Source organism: Cyclobacterium xiamenense (assembly GCF_042140265.1).
Lineage (GTDB): Bacteria > Bacteroidota > Bacteroidia > Cytophagales > Cyclobacteriaceae > Cyclobacterium > Cyclobacterium xiamenense_A.
This window is the reverse complement of the sequence record NZ_CP159481.1, coordinates 4,393,409-4,410,940: the sequence shown is the minus strand read 5'-3', so window position 1 is coordinate 4,410,940 and position 17,532 is coordinate 4,393,409. Positions and strand designations below refer to the sequence as shown.

At 47.6% G+C, this 17,532-nt stretch carries 18 protein-coding genes; 14 read left to right on the top strand and 4 right to left on the bottom strand.

Annotated elements, in window-relative coordinates; all coding sequences use genetic code 11:
• Positions 1-406: 406 nt before the first annotated feature.
• The 11 genes from ABWH99_RS17970 to ABWH99_RS17920 all read left to right on the top strand — a co-directional run bounded on the left by ABWH99_RS17970 (position 407) and on the right by ABWH99_RS17920 (position 10,362).
• On the top strand, positions 407-1,855 hold the full coding sequence (locus ABWH99_RS17970) for a sulfatase (protein WP_375583202.1): 1,449 nt from the start codon (positions 407-409) through the stop codon (positions 1,853-1,855).
• A 388-nt stretch (positions 1,856-2,243) separates the two neighbouring features.
• Positions 2,244-2,474: a phage tail protein gene (locus ABWH99_RS17965; RefSeq protein WP_375583201.1), complete on the top strand. Its 231-nt coding sequence runs from the start codon at positions 2,244-2,246 to the stop codon at positions 2,472-2,474.
• Positions 2,462-2,953, top strand: a complete 492-nt coding sequence (locus tag ABWH99_RS17960; protein ID WP_375583200.1) for a DUF1801 domain-containing protein — start codon at positions 2,462-2,464, stop codon at positions 2,951-2,953. The genes ABWH99_RS17965 and ABWH99_RS17960 overlap by 13 nt, the downstream gene beginning before the upstream one ends.
• 119 nt (positions 2,954-3,072) lie before the next feature.
• Entirely contained in the window at positions 3,073-3,462 is a 390-nt protein-coding gene (locus ABWH99_RS17955) for a GNAT family N-acetyltransferase (RefSeq protein ID WP_375583199.1), read from the top strand.
• Between the two features lie 156 nt (positions 3,463-3,618).
• Positions 3,619-4,698, top strand: a complete 1,080-nt coding sequence (locus ABWH99_RS17950; protein ID WP_375583198.1) for a serine hydrolase domain-containing protein — start codon at positions 3,619-3,621, stop codon at positions 4,696-4,698.
• A gap of 164 nt (positions 4,699-4,862) precedes the next feature.
• Positions 4,863-5,360, top strand: coding sequence for a GNAT family N-acetyltransferase (locus tag ABWH99_RS17945; protein WP_375583197.1), 498 nt, complete (start codon positions 4,863-4,865; stop codon positions 5,358-5,360).
• Between the two features lie 521 nt (positions 5,361-5,881).
• Positions 5,882-6,268, top strand: coding sequence for a DUF6122 family protein (locus tag ABWH99_RS17940; protein WP_375583196.1), 387 nt, complete (start codon positions 5,882-5,884; stop codon positions 6,266-6,268).
• A gap of 410 nt (positions 6,269-6,678) precedes the next feature.
• Entirely contained in the window at positions 6,679-7,137 is a 459-nt protein-coding gene (locus ABWH99_RS17935; protein WP_375583195.1) for a Crp/Fnr family transcriptional regulator, read from the top strand.
• Between the two features lie 178 nt (positions 7,138-7,315).
• Positions 7,316-7,498 (top strand): hypothetical protein, encoded by a 183-nt coding sequence (locus ABWH99_RS17930; RefSeq protein WP_375583194.1) that lies wholly within the window; start codon positions 7,316-7,318, stop codon positions 7,496-7,498.
• 224 nt (positions 7,499-7,722) lie between these two features.
• Complete coding sequence (locus tag ABWH99_RS17925) at positions 7,723-8,235, top strand: OmpH family outer membrane protein (protein ID WP_375583193.1); 513 nt, start codon at positions 7,723-7,725, stop codon at positions 8,233-8,235.
• Between the two features lie 660 nt (positions 8,236-8,895).
• On the top strand, positions 8,896-10,362 hold the full coding sequence (locus ABWH99_RS17920; protein ID WP_375583192.1) for a S41 family peptidase: 1,467 nt from the start codon (positions 8,896-8,898) through the stop codon (positions 10,360-10,362).
• A 41-nt stretch (positions 10,363-10,403) separates the two neighbouring features.
• Here the strand turns inward: ABWH99_RS17920 and ABWH99_RS17915 are convergent, their stop codons facing one another.
• Complete coding sequence (locus ABWH99_RS17915; protein WP_375583191.1) at positions 10,404-11,627, bottom strand: DUF418 domain-containing protein; 1,224 nt, start codon at positions 11,625-11,627, stop codon at positions 10,404-10,406.
• Positions 11,628-11,884: 257 nt separating this feature from the next.
• Here ABWH99_RS17915 and ABWH99_RS17910 point away from each other — a divergent pair, with 257 nt between their 5' ends.
• A complete protein-coding gene (locus ABWH99_RS17910) occupies positions 11,885-12,034 on the top strand; it encodes a hypothetical protein (protein ID WP_375583190.1) in 150 nt (49 codons plus the stop codon).
• An 18-nt stretch (positions 12,035-12,052) separates the two neighbouring features.
• On the opposite strand, the gene ABWH99_RS17905 is transcribed toward ABWH99_RS17910, so the two are convergent.
• Genes ABWH99_RS17905 through proB form a run of 3 tightly spaced genes read right to left on the bottom strand, consistent with a single transcriptional unit; the run spans position 12,053 to position 14,892 of the window.
• Complete coding sequence (locus ABWH99_RS17905; RefSeq protein WP_375583189.1) at positions 12,053-12,520, bottom strand: DUF1905 domain-containing protein; 468 nt, start codon at positions 12,518-12,520, stop codon at positions 12,053-12,055.
• An 11-nt stretch (positions 12,521-12,531) separates the two neighbouring features.
• A complete protein-coding gene (locus ABWH99_RS17900) occupies positions 12,532-13,782 on the bottom strand; it encodes a glutamate-5-semialdehyde dehydrogenase (RefSeq protein WP_375583188.1) in 1,251 nt (416 codons plus the stop codon).
• A 24-nt stretch (positions 13,783-13,806) separates the two neighbouring features.
• The gene (proB, locus tag ABWH99_RS17895) at positions 13,807-14,892 is read right to left on the bottom strand and encodes a glutamate 5-kinase (RefSeq protein WP_375583187.1); all 1,086 of its coding nucleotides are present in this window, start codon (positions 14,890-14,892) and stop codon (positions 13,807-13,809) included.
• 160 nt (positions 14,893-15,052) lie between these two features.
• On the opposite strand from proB, the gene ABWH99_RS17890 reads away from it, so the two are divergent.
• Positions 15,053-16,411, top strand: a complete 1,359-nt coding sequence (locus ABWH99_RS17890; protein ID WP_375583186.1) for an alanine/glycine:cation symporter family protein — start codon at positions 15,053-15,055, stop codon at positions 16,409-16,411.
• Positions 16,408-17,517 (top strand): glycerate kinase, encoded by a 1,110-nt coding sequence (locus tag ABWH99_RS17885; RefSeq protein ID WP_375583185.1) that lies wholly within the window; start codon positions 16,408-16,410, stop codon positions 17,515-17,517. Before ABWH99_RS17890 ends, ABWH99_RS17885 begins: the two co-directional genes overlap by 4 nt.
• The last annotated feature ends 15 nt before the right edge of the window (positions 17,518-17,532 follow it).

Genomic DNA, 17,532 nt, shown 5'->3' with positions numbered 1-17,532 from the left:
CAGCGAACTTCTGCGCATCGATGGCTGCAAATCGGTCCCGTTTTGGAAGAAAGGGCTTGGTTACAGGCAGGGCTTCGGGTAAGGCCTCCCCGGCGGAAGGGATTTTTATCCGTTGGAACGGTCAACTTTTTGCCCTATATTCACCAGGTAAAGCAAACAAATAATGGGAAAAAATTGCAGCCGGGTTGGGTTGTGTTCAACAAGATTTGACCGGCGGTAAGCGTGTAACGGTATGAACGGTGTTTTCCATCGAACGGGCTACTGTTCCAATGCAGACGGTTGGCTTGAATTTCCCAAGAAGGTTTCCAAGAAAGAAACAGGCGCCTACCTCACATAGCATAAGCTCCAGATCATCAGGGAAAAATGGAAGGAATGCGCCCTAAGAATAATTCATCAAGTACCTATTATGACGAATAGACCCTGTTTTGTATTTTTATCGATCCTGCTTGCTGGTTTGCTACTCTCCTGTCAATCGGTGCCATCATCCGAAGACCGACCAAATATTATCTTGGTTATGTCAGACGATCAGGGTTGGGGGCAAGTCGGATATTACGGTCATCCAATCTTAAAAACTCCAAATTTAGACGAGATGGCAAAAAATGGATTACGATTGGATAGATTTTATGCCGGGGCACCTGTTTGCTCTCCCACTAGGGCGTCGGTTTTAACCGGTAGAGCAAATGACAGAACAGCGGTATTCTCTCACGGCGAGCCAATGCGGATACAAGAAAAGACAATAGCTCAGGCGCTGAAAGGGATCGGATACACCACCGCTCACTTTGGTAAATGGCATTTGAATGGACTAAAAGGCCCTGGAGTACCGATTCTAGCCGATGATTTACGGAATCCCGGGTATTTCGGGTTTGATGAATGGATTTCGGTCACAAATTTTTTTGATATAGACCCCTTGATGAGCCATAAGGGAGAAATAGAGGAATACACCGGCAGTTCGTCCGATATTATTGTAAGGCAAGCGTTGGAATTTATCGCCAACAATAAAAACAACCCTTTTTTTGTGGTAATTTGGTACGGAAGTCCTCATGACCCATGGAGTGCGTTACCTGGTGATAAAATCGATTTACCGCATCAATTAGAAGAGAAGGATAAAAATTACGTGGGTGAAATTGTGGAGATGGACAGAAGTATCGGTGTTCTGAGGAATGAGTTGAAAAATTGGGGATTGGCCCACAATACGATACTCTGGTTCAATAGTGATAACGGAGGGTTACCTCAAGGCGGCAAAGCGGGTGTTGGGGGCTTAAGAGGTTTTAAAGGGTCTGTGTATGAAGGAGGAATACGTGTTCCCGGGATAATCGAATGGCCAGCACAGATAACTGGCGGACAAATAAGCAGCTATCCTGCTTCCACCATGGATATTTTTCCGACCATAAATTCCATTGTAGGATTGGCTACGAACCCTATGGTGCAACCGATCGATGGAGTTAGTATCAAGTCTATTTTTAATAGGACTACCACTATTCGCCAAAAACCGATTCCGTTTAAGTATAGGAACAAAGGGGCGCTTATTGACAACAATTACAAACTGGTGGTAGAGGATATTGAAAAAAAGCGCTATGCGCTGTATGACTTAAACGTTGATACCAATGAAAATGAAGACATTCTATCAACACAGGCCGAAAAAGGCAGGGAAATGATCGAATATTATGAAACCTGGTTGGAAACGGTAGAAAATAGCATCGCGGGAAATGATTATCAAGGCGGGCTAACTGTTCCGGATCCCGATTCCGAATTTTGGTGGGACACTCCGGAATACAAACCCTATATCGAAAAATGGAGAGACAGACCAGAATACCACGATCGATTAAAAATGGCAAATAAAATCGAAGGCCAATAAAAAATGGAAGCCCGGGTGGGTACCATTTCGTTAAATACCGAATTGTATTTTTTCCTGGTCTTTCCCAAAAGAGAAACCTCAATAGGGGTCAAGTCTCCCCGCTCAGGCCATACAACCGCTGTTGGGTTCTCTATTCAATTCTGGCCTCGCTGCCTTCTGGTAGTATAACGATACGCTTACAACGGGATTTAATCAGCCTTTTCGAAAGCCCAAAATCCTGTTTTAGCCACTGAATAATTCAATAGTTTTCCTAACTTACTAGCATGGACTCGACACTAGACCGTCGCGGTCGTTGTAAAACGACACCGAAGAAGCATTGAACAAGAAGAACCCGGGTAACTACTTAAAAAATGAGCGAAATATATAGCCTGTATCTATTTGCTTCCAATTGTCTTTTTCAGGGGTCCGTGAAAAGGAAGAAGCTTCTTTTATAGAGGTCTCCGGAATAACTATGGAAAAGGGAATAGAGGAGCTTCCAGAAGGTGGCGGTAACGAGAATAAAGATCCTGCGCCCGCCCCGATAAAATTCCCGAATTTGATGCTCGAAAGAGGTTTAGCGTTTAAGACTTCTGTAGGTAGCACCGAAAGATCCATTGTACGAAATCATTGGGAGCTATAAAAGTCAAACTGCCAAGAAAAGAAGTAACGATGAAAATAGAGACAGTTGAGCAATACATTTCGCAACTGAATGACGACAGAAAACTTGCGGTCCGGCGATTGCGTGAAGTCATTACAGAAAACCTGCCGAAAGGATTTTCCGAGACAATGAGTTATGGAATGATTGGTTTTGTGGTTCCCCATTCGATTTATCCCGAGGGGTATCATTGTGACCCGAAGGAGCCATTACCCTTTCTAAGTATTGCTTCAAGGAAAAACTTTATCGCTCTTTATCACATGGGACTTTACGCAGATAACAAGCTGCTCACCTGGTTTGCGGAAGAATATCCCAAGTACAGCAAAACCAAATTGGACATGGGAAAAAGTTGTATTCGTTTCAAAAAGCCTGACAAAATTCCATTTGAACTGATAGGTAAGCTTTGTTCAAAAATGTCAACACATCAATGGATTGAAATTTACGAGGCGAAGGTGAGACGCTAACAGGGGCTCGAAAATTTTTGGCGGGTAAAATAGGCGGAAGCTGTGCTACGTAGAAATAGTAGATGATATGGCAACGATTGGATTAAAAAAGGCAACAAGTATGGACAAGGCCACTGTGATTGCCTTTGATCGCCGGCTTGACAAGAACGAATCTATCAAGCGGAACCGAGAAGAAAAGATTTCAAAGGCTATTTCGAAATCAAGAATGTTTTATCATTTTAGCAGATAAAAAGGAAGTTGGGTTTATGATTTTTGATTACCGCTTTTTTGATCAGGGGTGGATCGAGCTTATGGTCATAGACGAAGAATACAGGGGAAAAGGGATAGCTAGAAGCGCATTTGATTTGATAGCTGAGCACTGTACGTCGGAGAAGCTTTTTACGTCTACAAATCGTTCGAATATTCACATGCAAAAGGCACTTGCTAAGGCTCAGTTCACCTTTGCAGGGGTACTAGAGGGACTAGATGATGGAGATCCAGAGCTTTTTTTTTACAGACGGATATCATAAAAGCTCAACTATCGAAATGAAAATGACGGTAAGAAAGCTAACTAGTGGGGAATCCTATTTCCAGCCAGATAGGTTCTTTGAAACAATTTCTGTTCTAATAGGAAAGGATTTTTCAAAGCCAAACCTTCGCCATTTAAAAAACTACCATCGAATAAGATGACACTATTCCTTTTTACATCAATCAGTCAGTTGCTTTTTTTTATTTTTTGTGAAAAAGAATATACTGAACCGCCTACGTTTTTAAAGAAAATAGAAAAGAAAGTTGTCAAAATTGCCAAAAACAGAAACATACCCTCGTTGGAACTCACCATTCGCACAGAAAATGGCATTGTCGATTTTTACTACAACCACAAAGCAGTAAAAAAGCAATCGACTTACGGAATCGGAAGTACGACCAAATTTCTTTCAGCAGTTGCGATTTTCAAACTCATCGAGGACAAGAAACTGAGAATCAATGACAAAGTTTCGGATTATCTAACACTCACTCGACCCATACCCGGATTTGAAAGCTTAACCATTAAAAATTTATTAAATCATACAAGCGGATTAGCTGACTATACAAAAAATCCAGGCTGGATGGAAAATCTGATGGACGATAACGTACCCAAAACGTTCGAAGAAAAGGTGTCTCTCATTGACGAAACGTTGGAAAATAGGGGCAGTTTTTCCTACAGTAATACCAACTATATATTTCTTCAAAAAATAGTAGAGATCCTAACGGGCCAACCCTACGACGCTTATTTTAACCGCTTTTATGCGAGTAACGGTCTTTCAGCTATAAAAATGGGAATTGACGAAACGGGATTACAGGCTTTTTTTGGACAAACTGATCGGGAGAGTCTGGACGTCTCCAATTGGAGAGAACACTATGGATTTGACGGCGGAGCTTTTACCGACTCAAAAGCGCTCGATCGTTTTTTGACCAAACTATACCGGGACAAGTCACTATTAGAACCAAAAACGATAGAGGAAATGAATGAATGGATAGAAATGGATCTGATGACGATTCCGATTGGCAATGGAATAATCTCGGCATACGGCAACGGAATCATGAGATTAAGTTACGGTGGAGAAGCGTTTATCGGTCATTTTGGTAGTACATTAAAGTATCAATCGATGGTTTTTTTTAATACGAAAAAGAATATCTCGATAAGCATGGTAACAAACTGTAGCGGGAGATATTACAATAATGTGTTTTTCCAAGAGTTGATACCTGCTATTCTCGATGATCTGTAGACAAATGGCTTGCAATGATGTAGATCGTCACTACGCAAAACTCTGGTATAATCAAGGGTTTGGATCCGGATCGACACATGCATTTTACCAAACGGTAGTTATTTGAAAATGCTTATTTCCCGATTGTTACCAAAAATCGTGGCGTATACCTAAAAACGACACAAATGATACACCTGCGAACCGCGACAATAGATGACCTGAAATGGGTAAGGCATTGGGACACGAAACAGCACGTTATTGATTGCGATCCGGACGATGAATGGGATTGGGAGGCTGAGCTCAACCGCAATCCCGAATGGCGGGAGCAGTTGATCGCTGAGTTGGACGGCCTACCGATTGGGTTCATCCAAATCATTGATCCGCACCGGGAGGAAACGCAATATTGGGGAAATGTCCCCCGGAACAAACGAGCCATTGATGTGTGGATTGGAGAAGAAGCACACCTAAATAAGGGATATGGGACCGCCATGATGGAACAGGCGATTCAACGGTGTTTTCAACATCCGGAAGTAGACGGGATACTTGTCGACCCACTGGCATCCAATACACGGGCCCATCGATTCTACGAACGGCTCGGCTTTGTGTTTGTCGAAGAGCGTCAATTTGATGGATCTACGTGTTTTGTGTACGAGTTAACACGGGAAAACGCCGGGAAATACTAACCGCGTACGACCAGGACTGAGCTGTTCGAGAGTTCCCGGGGAACACGGAAATGGAATAATAGGAGCTTTCCCCCGGTGTTTGGTCGGGTCCCGGCAAGCAGGCCCCTACAGTACTTAGCGAAACCTTGGATAGTATACGCGTTGTACGGTAGCTGCCTGCTCGTTGCCAATGAGGGAGGGAGTTTCCATTCGCCAGAAAATCCCGAAAACCCCGGACAGGCGAGCCTGTATCTCAAGGTTGCACCCGGTGTGGTAAACCAACTCGGTACTTTTCGCGGATCGCAAGTATTTTCACCATTGAATTTTTTTTCGTCCCTACAGTAGCGTTATTTGTGGCGGGAGTTCATTGCTCCGGTATAGGGCCCAGGTGAAACAGGAGTGAATAAAAGGCCGTGATCCGCCGGGTCCACTGCAGCCAGTGCGAATATCCTTCGGGTCGGCAATGCGTCGATTTTCCACGGGCATCGATTGAATAGCCACCAAACGATGGGTAACCGGCCCAAAATCAGGAATAAAAAACGATGCAGACAGCTATACATTACTTTTTACATGTTGGATTTCCCTTTTTTATTGCGTTCGGATGCTTTAGAAAAGACTGGAAAAGGGTATATTTCATCCTCATTGCCACCATGTTGGTTGATTTGGACCATTTGCTTGCGGATCCGATTTTCCAGTCGAATCGTTGCAGTATCAATTTCCATCCATTGCATACGTACCCGGCGATGGCGGTCTACGGGATATTGCTCTTTTTTCGTAAACCCATTCGCTTAATCGGTATTGGACTTTTGTTTCACATGCTGACGGATTTTATCGACTGCCTGATGATGTATGTTGCCTGCAAGGACTGTTTATCGGACTCCCCGGCATTGTACCTGTTACAAAAGGTTGCAACGGCTTTGGGTAGGTAGGTTCAGCGGAAGGAAACGAATACCGTTCAATACACAACGAAAAAGATTGAAAAAGGCGGTCGCCGCGGTTCCTGCGAAACACTGGCTGCCCTTCTGCCGCTCGTTTGCGTAGGGATCGGGTACTATTTGGCAGCGCTTGTTCCAGTGCTTTGGAATGCTCTGGAAAGAAGGGAGCGGGAAGTAAATCGAAGGAGCGAAGTTCCTCAGGGCCAATGGTCAGGTACTTCCTTAGGATGGAACCTAGCCTACCCGAGCGGAGGAAACCTTGCCGCGCACGGACCAAGAAAATCTGGGCCCATGAAAAAAATTCGTTAGGGTTGATTCCATCCGGTCAGGGAATTTGTTGTAGTCAAAAGGAAAAGAAGATGCGCAAATCAGACCGCATTTTGCGTAACCTAAAATCGTTCATCTTGAAAAAAATCTACGTACCCAAGGGACAAATCCTTCAAAGAAAAGGAGACTTGAACAGCAAACTTTACCAGGTTGAGTCTGGCTTATTGCGCAGTTATGCGATCAGTGATAAGGGTAAAGAACATATCTACATGTTCGCTCCCGAAGACTGGATCATTGCAGACAGCGTAGCGCCCGATGAACCCTGCGATCTATACATCGACGCCATCGAGCCCTCTGTGGTTTGGCAGGAAGAAAAAAAGCAACACCTGGAGCACGATGTACCAAAGTTGATAAAACGTATCAACGTGCTGCAGAACCGCGTCATTTTGCTGATGTGTGCTTCAGCACTTGAGCGATACGAGGATTTTCTGGCTACCTATCCGGAGATTGTGCAGCGGGTGCCTCAAAAAATGATTGCTTCGTATTTGGGGATCACACCCGAAGCGCTTTCAACCGTCCGGAGGAAACGATCGTAAACCAACTAATTTCCGTCTCCTTTTTGCGCTCCTGATTGTACAGGAAGGTACCGGCGGCAGGTGCACCTTACTTTTTTCGTAACGAAAGGGTATCCTTATGGCAGCCAACTCGTTTACCGCTGACGCGGCAGATTCCCTCCTGTGTCATGTTTTCGGTGCAAAAACTTGGGTTTATACCATGATTGGTAAGATCTACGGTGTTACAGGAGCCGGTTCTTTTTCAATAGAAGCCCTGGCCAATATCCTTTCCGAAATGTGCATTGGCCTATCAGCCATTCATAGAGGCGATCCAAAACGCGACGAACACCTCGGGAGCAGGGCATTTTTCTTTCTCGATAACCGCCCGAACATCGGTTGCTGATCCGCTGCGATACAGGACGGCTACCTGGCTATCGAAAATCAGGAATCTTAGCCCCGCTTTTATCGCTTCCCAGGGCGCTCAAAATAAAATCCGTATATTGTCCGGGTACATGGTTTGGATCAGCTGTGCTGGTACGGAGGTCCGTAGAAGTTTATCTCTATGTAGCCTAAGCCAGGCCTGGCTACGAATTATCCTTCCTGGGTGTAGTAAAAAAATCAAAAGAAATGAAAAACCTGTTGTTCTGCCTGGCCCTTGTTTTGATAGCCGGTTTGCACGAGTTACATGCACAAGGTGCTAAAATCGGAATTGTCAAAGCGGATGAAGTAATTCAACTGTCAAAAAAAGGAAAAAAATTCATGAATGAACGTCTCCTGGAACGGGATAGAGTGGCGGACGAAATCAAGAATTTGTACGAAAAATATCAGCAAATGGAAAAAGATTTTTCGGCGAAATCGCCCGGAATGGATGAACGAGAGCGTATGGAAGCGAGTAGGGAGATGGAGCGATTACAGGTTGAAATTAGAAGCAAAAGTCAAAAAGGAGAGACGGAGTTTAGGGAAACGTTAGACGATGGGTTAGCGCAAATTACAGAAGAGCTGCTCCCACTGATCCGGCAGATTGGGATTGAAAAAGGCTTCGACTTGATAATCAACGATGATGGCAATTCCAACGTGCTGTACTACAGAGATGCGATTGACATAACCAACGATGTAATTGCCCGATACGACGAGCTTTGATAACCGGTCTTGTCAGACAACACTGTACCGGAGGCATCGGGTGTCTTGAAAGCTTTTTTGGATCGATCAGATAGGAGGGCTTTGCAAACCATTCCTGGAATGTTCGTAGGCAATCACGATTGGTTCGCTCTTATTTTTGCCATGAAGAACTCCGGCATTGCAACGATTGCAGATCAAGCCCGGGACAGGTACATTCGGTTGATAACATAGCAGCCCCCTATCGTCCGGCACATCTCTTTGCAGCAGCGTGCCGCCAATTTGGGAATTACCCGCCATGCCTTACCCGGGATCTGGAAAGAAATCTCGCCAGGCACGCACTTTTTTTGCCCTGAAGCAACTTTTTTCACTCGAGTCTCCTGCATTTTTGTACCCCATCCACCAGTCAATCTGGTTTGGAAAAAAAACTATGGAATTCATGTTGCTGTTCAGAAGGTCCCTATTGCTTTTTGCCGAGCTACGTGGTGCCAATCGTTTTCGTGTCGCAGGTAGTACTCAGCGGCCGATCCGTTACCGATGAGTTCTAAAATTTGTTCCCTTGGATTCAAAAAATCCCGCTGAGGAAGGTTTGCAGGAGGCCTTGGAATCGTTATCTTGTTTCATCTAATGGATTCCCGGGCTTGGTTTTTTCGCCCTGCTGCAGGGAGGTACATTCAATCACCCTTGAGGCAGGTACTTGTGAAAAAGTGGACGATCGTTTTTTTTCTGGCAGCGCTACTGGGTGCGGGAAGCTACCTGGCCTTGGAAAGCGGGCGGATGCCCGATGATTCGGTACAACCGGTCAGGATAGACCGCTACCTGACCAAAAGGGAAATGTCCGCGGATGTGGACGCTGTGGTTCATGCATTTGATAAAATACACCCAAACCCCTACCGCTTCATCGAAAGACAGGTCCTCCTGGCAAGCGTAGATTCGATAAAAATGCGGCTTCCAGACAGTTTGACCACGATTAATTTTTGGCGGGTGCTGGATCAACTCATTATCCGTTACACGGACGCACACTCGACAATAGCAGACCGTCAGGTATTGAGGGACTATGTGAAAAAGGGGAGGCGATTTTTTCCGATAGCCGCGCGAGTTGCCAACGAAAAAATTTTGGTTGCTAGCCATGAAAATTCAGAGCAAATCCTACCGGAAGGGACGGAAATTGTGAAAATAAACGGGCAATCCGCCAACCAGGTAATTGAAGACATGCTACAACACGCGACGAAAGAGACCCGAGCGTTGAAACTGCGAGAGATTTCGGACGACTTTGGTTTTTATGTATGGAAGACCTACGCCTGGGATTCGGTTTTTCTTGTTCATTTTAAAAGTGGTGAATCAGCCAAAATAGATTCAATGTTTTTGAAAGGCATTGGCTGGGAAGATCGTGAACATTCAGAAAAGCAGGATGTCGGTCCCTATTCATTCACGCGTATCAAGGACAAGGTGGGACTCATGAAGATCACCGGTTTTACTGGCAGTGCGCGCAGCACGAAGGATTTTTATGCGCATTGCTTTCAATCGCTTGCAGCGAGCAATGCAACCCATTTGGTATTGGATTTTAGAGGACATCGTGGAGGAGTAGACAGCTACGGGGAACAGTTGGCGACTTATTTTGCCAAACAGCCCTTTCGAAAACTCTCGAAGGCCTATTGGAAGGTAACACCCGAGTTTAAAGAGGCATTCGATACACGATTTGTTCCCAAAATCATCCGATGGTTCAAACCTGTTTACTTGCTTGATGAATATGCACGCGTGTTTTATGGATCCCAAGCCAATGAATGCGTGACGGTCAATTACCCACTGAAAAATCCCCTGCCCGAAGAAGAACGATTTCAGGGAGCAGTTTACCTGATTACCGATCACAATACGTTTTCTGCGGGGTCAATCTTTGCCGAGATGTTTAAGTATTACCAGATGGGGACCATTGTTGGACAGCCTACGGGTAATCTGGCATCCTTTAATGGGTTTGCCTTGGCAGAATTTACCCTGCCCCACTCAAACTTATTGTTTAAGGTTTCCTCGGTATACAATATCGCCAACAATGAAGCACTGGGAATGGAACCTGTCGCGCCGGATATTTTCCTGGACCGGACAGAGGATCCCGTTGCTTATGTGATCGAAAATCTGGTACCTGCGGGCGACTAAAAAGCCGACCAATGGATTTTACAGGGGGAGCAGGTTCTCTGCTACGATTTCTTCATCGCCTGTAGTTTCCGATAGGTTAAGGATCGCCAGGTCCATTCCAGGGGGCCAAACCGAAAGGAGTTCAGCCAGGGCTTTGACCAGCTAAATTGAAGCGCCCAAATTCCCAGGGTAATCCCTAGCTGTGTCAGTCGATCCGCCTGCCCGAATAAACCCAAGCCAACACCGTAAAAGATAATCCCCCCAATGATCGATTGGGCAACATAATTGGTCAAAGCCATCTGCCCGACGGCAGCAAACCGGCTTTTTATTTCGGCGGAGGCAGTGGATTTCGACCACAACATGACTGCACAAAGGTAGCCATAGCTCAGCCCCAGGCTTCCCCAATAGTTATAGGCACTGCCTGTAAACATGGAATATTCCATCTGCCATCCAGCCTGGAAATTTTGAAACATCCCATAGACCGTAATCGGAAAACCAATGGAAAAGCCAAGAAGCATTCCTTTTTTATAAAATGAGGCACTGCGTGAAGCCGTGAGTATGCCCCATCCATACAAGGCCATGCCGATTAGCATCAACCCGGATACACGCCATAAAAAAAGAACAAAAAAAACAAACGTATGCATTTCCCATGCAGCGTGCGCGTTGTGCGCGAGTAGCCCGGCAAGCGAACCCCTTACCTCTGCGAGTTCCGCCAGGAGCATTTCCTCGGAAGGATGCCAGTCAAGACGCAATTCCTCCAATACATCTGGCGGCATGAATTGCAAGGAAGCCGAAAAAAACAAGTTGATGAGGGTAGGAATACAGAGAACGATCAGCCCAATGGCTAGTAAGGTACGGGGAGGCTTGTTCCGCAGCCATACCACAAGGAACGAACACAGCGCATAGATAACCAGAATATCACCGTACCAAATCAAATAGGCATGTACGAGTCCGATAATCAGGAGCCAGAAATTTCGGCTAAAATGAAATCCAAGCGGGGATTGTGATTTTCGTTTCGCCCGCTCGCTGACAAGCAAAATACCCGCGCCAAAAAGTATGGAAAAAAGTGTCATAAATTTCTGATCCGCGAAAAGGTGGCTCAGTACCCAAACCCAGTGGTTGACTCCCTCTAAATTCCCATAGGCGGTAGGGTTGAGATAGGCGGCGCCCGGCATGGAAAAGCTTTGAATGTTCATCAGCAAAATACCCAGAACGGCGATTCCACGGAGAAGATCCAACGATTGGATGCGGTCTTGGGCGGAGGTGGGGCTCAGTGGGACGGCCATATAGATTTGATTTTAAGTGGACGAGTACGCAAAAATACGTCCCTTATTTCGTTGAAAAAAATACGTTAGGGAAATTTGATCGGGTATACCTTTATCGGTCCTCCGCTGCTGAAGTACATCCGGGGGTTGAGCGGAGAGGTCTGCACGGAAGATTCACCCGCACTTGATCGGCTGGCAGCAATGCCAACCGATCAAGTGCGGGTCATGTAAGATCTCTTGCCCGCTGTTTTTTTTCAAATGAAGGCTACCCCTGCTGTGTGCGGAAAGAAAAAATCCAACGGGGCTGGCTGAGCGACTGCGACCGGGAGAAGGGATCGACCATGCATGGGAAGCGAGGAGTCATCCGTTACTGGCCCTGGGTGCAAGGCTTTTCTGCCGGAAACTACTTTTTTGAATCGGGCAGGTAGCTGTTGACCGATTTCGCTTCATTTTTCTAAGGAGCGCAGAAGCCTGAGAATGACTGCGGATTGTTTTTCCGGGCTTTTTGCATCCACAATGTCCTCCAAATAAAGGGTTTGCCTTTTCGAAGGAAGGGAGCGAAACCGTTCCAGGCTTCCCGGGCTGTCTCGGAAGCAAGCCAGCAATTCCTCGGGAATTTCGGTCGGTGTCGGGACCTTGTACAGTTTCACCCGGACTTCTTCTCCCGCTTCTTTACCCAGGACCTTGCGGATACGGGCATTGACTGGTAAAAAGAGTTCACACTTGCCTTTGGGCATCAAGCGTACGGTGCCCAGCTCGTACCCGTCCAGGCTGCCACATACGCGTAGCATCCCGAAGGGAAATCGATTTTCATACGGTATTTCTGGCAGGGAGACGTAGGTCCAGCCCCCTTTTCCGGGGAATTTTTCCAGGACTTTACGTTGGTCGACCAACGGCTTGGTATCGGGAGGCATGGGAAGGAATTTTAGGGGCGGATTTGTCCCGTGCCACGAATCAGCCATTTGTAGGAACACATCTCCTCCAGAGCCATGGGCCCCCGGGCGTGCAGTTTTTGGGTACTAATCCCAATCTCAGCCCCCATACCAAACTGGCTGCCATCCGTAAACGCGGTGGAGGCATTGGCATAAACCGCTGCGGCATCCACGGCCTGCAGAAAGTGCGCGATGGTATTTTCATCTTCGGCAATGATGGCCTCGCTGTGTTTGCTGCTGTACCGGGAAATATGTGCCAGAGCGGCTTCCAGTCCGTCTACGGTTTTGATGGACATCTTCAGGGATAGAAATTCTGTTCCAAAATGGGCTTCGGTGGCAACCTGCAGCAGATCCTCGGGATAGGAGCCAGACAAGGCCTCAAAAGCAGCTTTATCAGCAAACAGCGTTACGCCCTTCTCGGCAAGCGGCTGGACAAGGGCCGGAAGATCCGCCAGTCGGCTTTTGTCGAGCAACAGGCAATCCAGCGCATTGCAGACACTTACGCGACGGGTCTTGGCATTGAAGATCACGGCTTTTCCTTTTTCCAGATCTGCGGAGCCGTCAACGTAGGTGTGAACGATCCCTGCACCGGTTTCGATGACGGGTACCTTGGAGTTTTCCCGGACAAAGTGAATCAGTCCCTGACTGCCCCGGGGAATGATCATATCCACGTAGTCAACAGCCTGAAGCAGCGCTTTGGTGGCCTCCCGGTCGGGAGGAAGTAGCGTAACGATGTCGGTACTCAATTTATTTTTTTTCAGAACCGAATGGATGACTTCCAGGATGGCCGTATTGGAAGCATGAGCGTCCGATCCCCCTTTTAGCACCAGGGCGTTGCCGGTCTTTAGGCAAATACTAAATACGTCAAAGGTGACGTTGGGACGGGATTCGTAAATGATTCCGACCACACCGATAGGGACCCGTACTTTTTGGAGCTTCAGGCCATTTGCAAGCGTTTTCTCCGCCAGGATGACACCGAGGGGTGTGTCCAGTTTTGCTACATTGATGAGATCTTCGGCAATGTTTTCGATGCGTTCTTCGCTGAGTTTGAGGCGGTCGTATTTGGGGTCGGCAGGGTCCATCCGGTCCAGGTCTTCCTGATTCGCCTCAAGGATTTCCGGGGTATATTTGATGGCAGCCATGGCGAGGTCATCCAGGACCTTATTGATTTTCATTTCGGATACCAGGGACAGCTGCCGGCTGGCGGCCTGTACGTTTTGAAAGATTTTTTCCAGGTTTTTCATAAAATATGCTTGTCCGGCCAAGACTCAGTTTGATTCAGAAATATAAAGGTAATCATAATGTATGAGGGGTCTTTGTCCGCTCAGGCCAATTTTCTCCCGGGCGGTTTCGGCTCCATATTCGGCCTTCCCCAGTCCGATCCGTTTGCCGCTGCCGTCTAAAATGCGGACGATATCTCCTTTCAGAAATTCCCCATTGATGGATTGAATCCCAACGGGCAAGAGGCTGGTTATTTTATCGGAAAGCAGGGCCCTTTTCGCCCCATCATTAATACGGACTTCTCCTTTGGAGTAGGTATCGCTGTGGGCGATCCATTTTTTATGGTTGTGTTTGGATTTGCCCGGTTCAAAATAGGTACAGCGGAGTTCCTGGCGGTAAAAGTCGATCAAGACGCCATCTTTTTTTCCATTTGCGATCCATACTTCGATGCCCAGATCGGCCGATTTTTTAGCCATACTCATTTTGGTTAGCATCCCACCCCGGCCAAAAGCCGAGGTCTGGGTCGCAATGTACCGGCTAAGGTCAGGCATTTTTTGCCCAACATGGGTAATCAACTCGGCCTCGGGATCGGAGGGGTGTCCTTTGTAAATACCATCCACGTTGGTCAGCAAAATCAGGCTGTCTGCATCAATCATGGCAGCCACCAATCCGGCCAGCTCGTCGTTATCGGTAAACATAAGCTCCGTGACGGCTACCGCGTCGTTTTCATTGATCACCGGAACCACCTGGTTCTTGAGCAGCCCGTCCAGGCAATTTTTCATGTTCAGGTAGTGTGTCCGGTCTCGAAAATCTTCCTTGGTCACCATCAATTGGGCAATAGGATGGCCCTTTTGGGAAAACAACTCCTGGTAGGCGCGAATCAGGGCGATTTGTCCAATGGCCGCCCAGACTTGTTTTCTGGAGACGGCGTCGGTTTTGGTGGCAAGCGCCTGAGACCTTCGGCCAAAGGCAACGGCTCCGGAAGTAACCAGAACCACCCGGAGTCCTTTTTCCAGTAAAAAGGCCATTTGATCCACGAGATTTCGCATGCGTTCCAGGTCCGGACTGCCATCCTCCATGGTCAATACATTGGAGCCTATTTTGATGACAATGGTTTGCGGTTTACGGATCATTGGCGAAAGAGTAGCGGACATTCCCGCAAAAATAGAAAGCTTTCGGCAAATAGGCTACTGTGCGAGCCCTATTTATCCCATCGGGTCGGGTGTATTTTCGGATTTTATCCTTACTTTGGAGGAAAAATAAGCAAATTTTGGCCACTAAAAATAGCGTATCTTGGGAGATTTAATCATTGCCTTCAGTAATTGGATTTGGGGTACACCTTTGTTGATTTTGTTGATGGGAGGTGGTTTTTTTATGCTGCTGTATTCCCGCCTGATTCCCTTTAGGGGATTGCGGCACGCCATGAAAGTGGTCGGTGGCAAATACGACGATCCGAATGCATCCGGAGACATCACTTCCCTGCAGGCCTTGTCTTCGGCAATCGCGGCTACCGTGGGGTTGGGAAATATCAGCGGAGTGGCCCTGGCCATCGGTACGGGAGGTCCCGGTGCTATTTTCTGGATGTGGGTTTCGGCATTTGTGGGCATGGCCACCAAGTTTTTTACCTGTACGCTGGCGATCATGTACCGGGGAAAGGATTCATCCGGACACATTCAGGGAGGTCCCATGTACGTGATCGAAGAAGGAATGGGTAAAAAATGGCGTTTTCTCTCGGTGATTTTCTGTGTGGCAGGAATCATGGGCTTACTGGCCATCTTTCAGGCCAATCAGCTCACAGAGGTGTTGCGGGTGGTGCTCTTACGTCCCTTTGGCCTGGACTGGGGACAGACCTCCCGCTGGATCATTGGCGTCACCGTCATGTTATTGGTGGCCCTGGTCATTTTAGGGGGTATCCAACGCATTGCCAAAGTAGCTTCCCGACTGGTCCCGTTTATGGTGTCCATGTATTTCGTTTGTGTATTCATCATCCTCTTCAAAAACCTGGGAGAGATTCCGTCCATGCTCGTATACATTATTGAAGACGCATTTACCGGGAAGGCTGTTCTCGGTGGGGCCGTGGGGCAGGTGATCATCATCGGTGCCCGAAGGGCTGCGTTTTCTAACGAAGCCGGCATCGGCACCGCCCCCATGGTCCACGGAGCCTCCAAAACCAGCGAACCGGTGCGGGAAGGTCTGATCGCCATGTTGGGTCCCTTCATCGATACCATCGTGGTTTGTACCCTGACCGCCCTCGTTATTCTGGTTACCGGGGTTTGGAAGTCAGGAGAACGGGATGGAGTCTTGTTGACACTCTCGGCTTTCGAACAGGGCTTGCCGGGTGTCGGCAAATACCTGCTCATGGCAGCCGTCTTGATTTTTGCTCTTTCCACCATGTTTACCTATTCCTATTACGGTCACAAGTGCTTCAACTACCTGTTTGGGGCCGATAAGGCAGATTATTACAATTACTTTTACCTGATCACGATCGTCGGGGGAGCGGTCACCTCACTGAGTGTGGTCATGAGCTTTGTAGACGGGATGTATGCCGTGATGGCCTTTCCTACCATGATTTCCGCGCTTTACCTGTCCCCAAAGGTAATCGCGGCTACGAAAGACTATTTCGAACGGATGAAGATTCTTGACGAAAAATGAATTGGTTGATCGCACCAAATGCGTTTAAAGGTACGCTGGAGGCGGATCAGGCCGCAGCCATCCTTGCAGAGGTCCTGGCGGCCCGGCGCCCCGATGATCAGACCGATTGCTGTCCGATCGCGGATGGAGGGGATGGAACTTGTTTTCTACTGAGCCAACAGCTGGGCCTGGAAAAAGTGGAGGCCTGGGTCTGCGGTCCCCTGGGCCGGCCGCAGCCTGGTTTTTTTGGATTCGAACAGGCCACCCGAACGGCTTATTTGGATGTGTCCACCGTTTCTGGAATAAAGGGTCTCAAGGAATACGAAAAAGATCCCCGCACCAGTAGTACCTATGGGACCGGGGAATTGATTCGGTTGGCTCTGGCAAAGGGCGCGGAACATCTGGTACTGGGGCTGGGCGGAAGCGCTACCGTCGATATGGGTACCGGGATCCTTCAGGCATTGGGTCTGCAGTTTTTGGATAAAAATGGGCGGGAACTGATTCCTTTCGCACCCGGTTTTCTGGAAAAAATTGCCCACATACAGTTGCCGGTTCCCCTTCCCCACCTACATGTAACCTGCTTGTGTGACGTAAGCAATACTTTTTTTGGGCCGGAAGGAGCCATTCCGGTCTTTGGTCCCCAAAAGGGCTTGACCGAGAGCGGGCAAGTTTCGTTTTTAGAAGCTGCTCAAAAGGTTTTTGCCTTGATGCAAAAAAAATCCAAGTCACCGCTCAGGGATCGGGCATGCTTCGGTGCTGCCGGAGGGATAGCCTTGGGGTTATGGGCTTTTTTTTCGGTGGACCTGAAACAAGGAGCCCGGTATTTTTTCGAAAAAACGGACGTGGAAAATCGCGTTCGGGAAGCAGATGTGGTCTTGACGGGTGAGGGCCGGTTTGATGCGCAGTCGGCCCAGGGGAAAGGAAGTTATGAATTGCTGCAGTTGGCCAAAAAATACGGTAAAAAGTGCTGGTTGATTACCTCCGGTGAGGCAGGCGCGGAAGCGGGGTTTGACGAAATACTTCGCCTACCGGACCTGGATTTTTCCTCATCGGGGCTGAGCGTTCAGGCCGAATCGAATCTCCGGGAGACCTTACAGAATCAGTTATCCAAAAGTTTTGGCCAATAAACGGTGTAGGGTCCT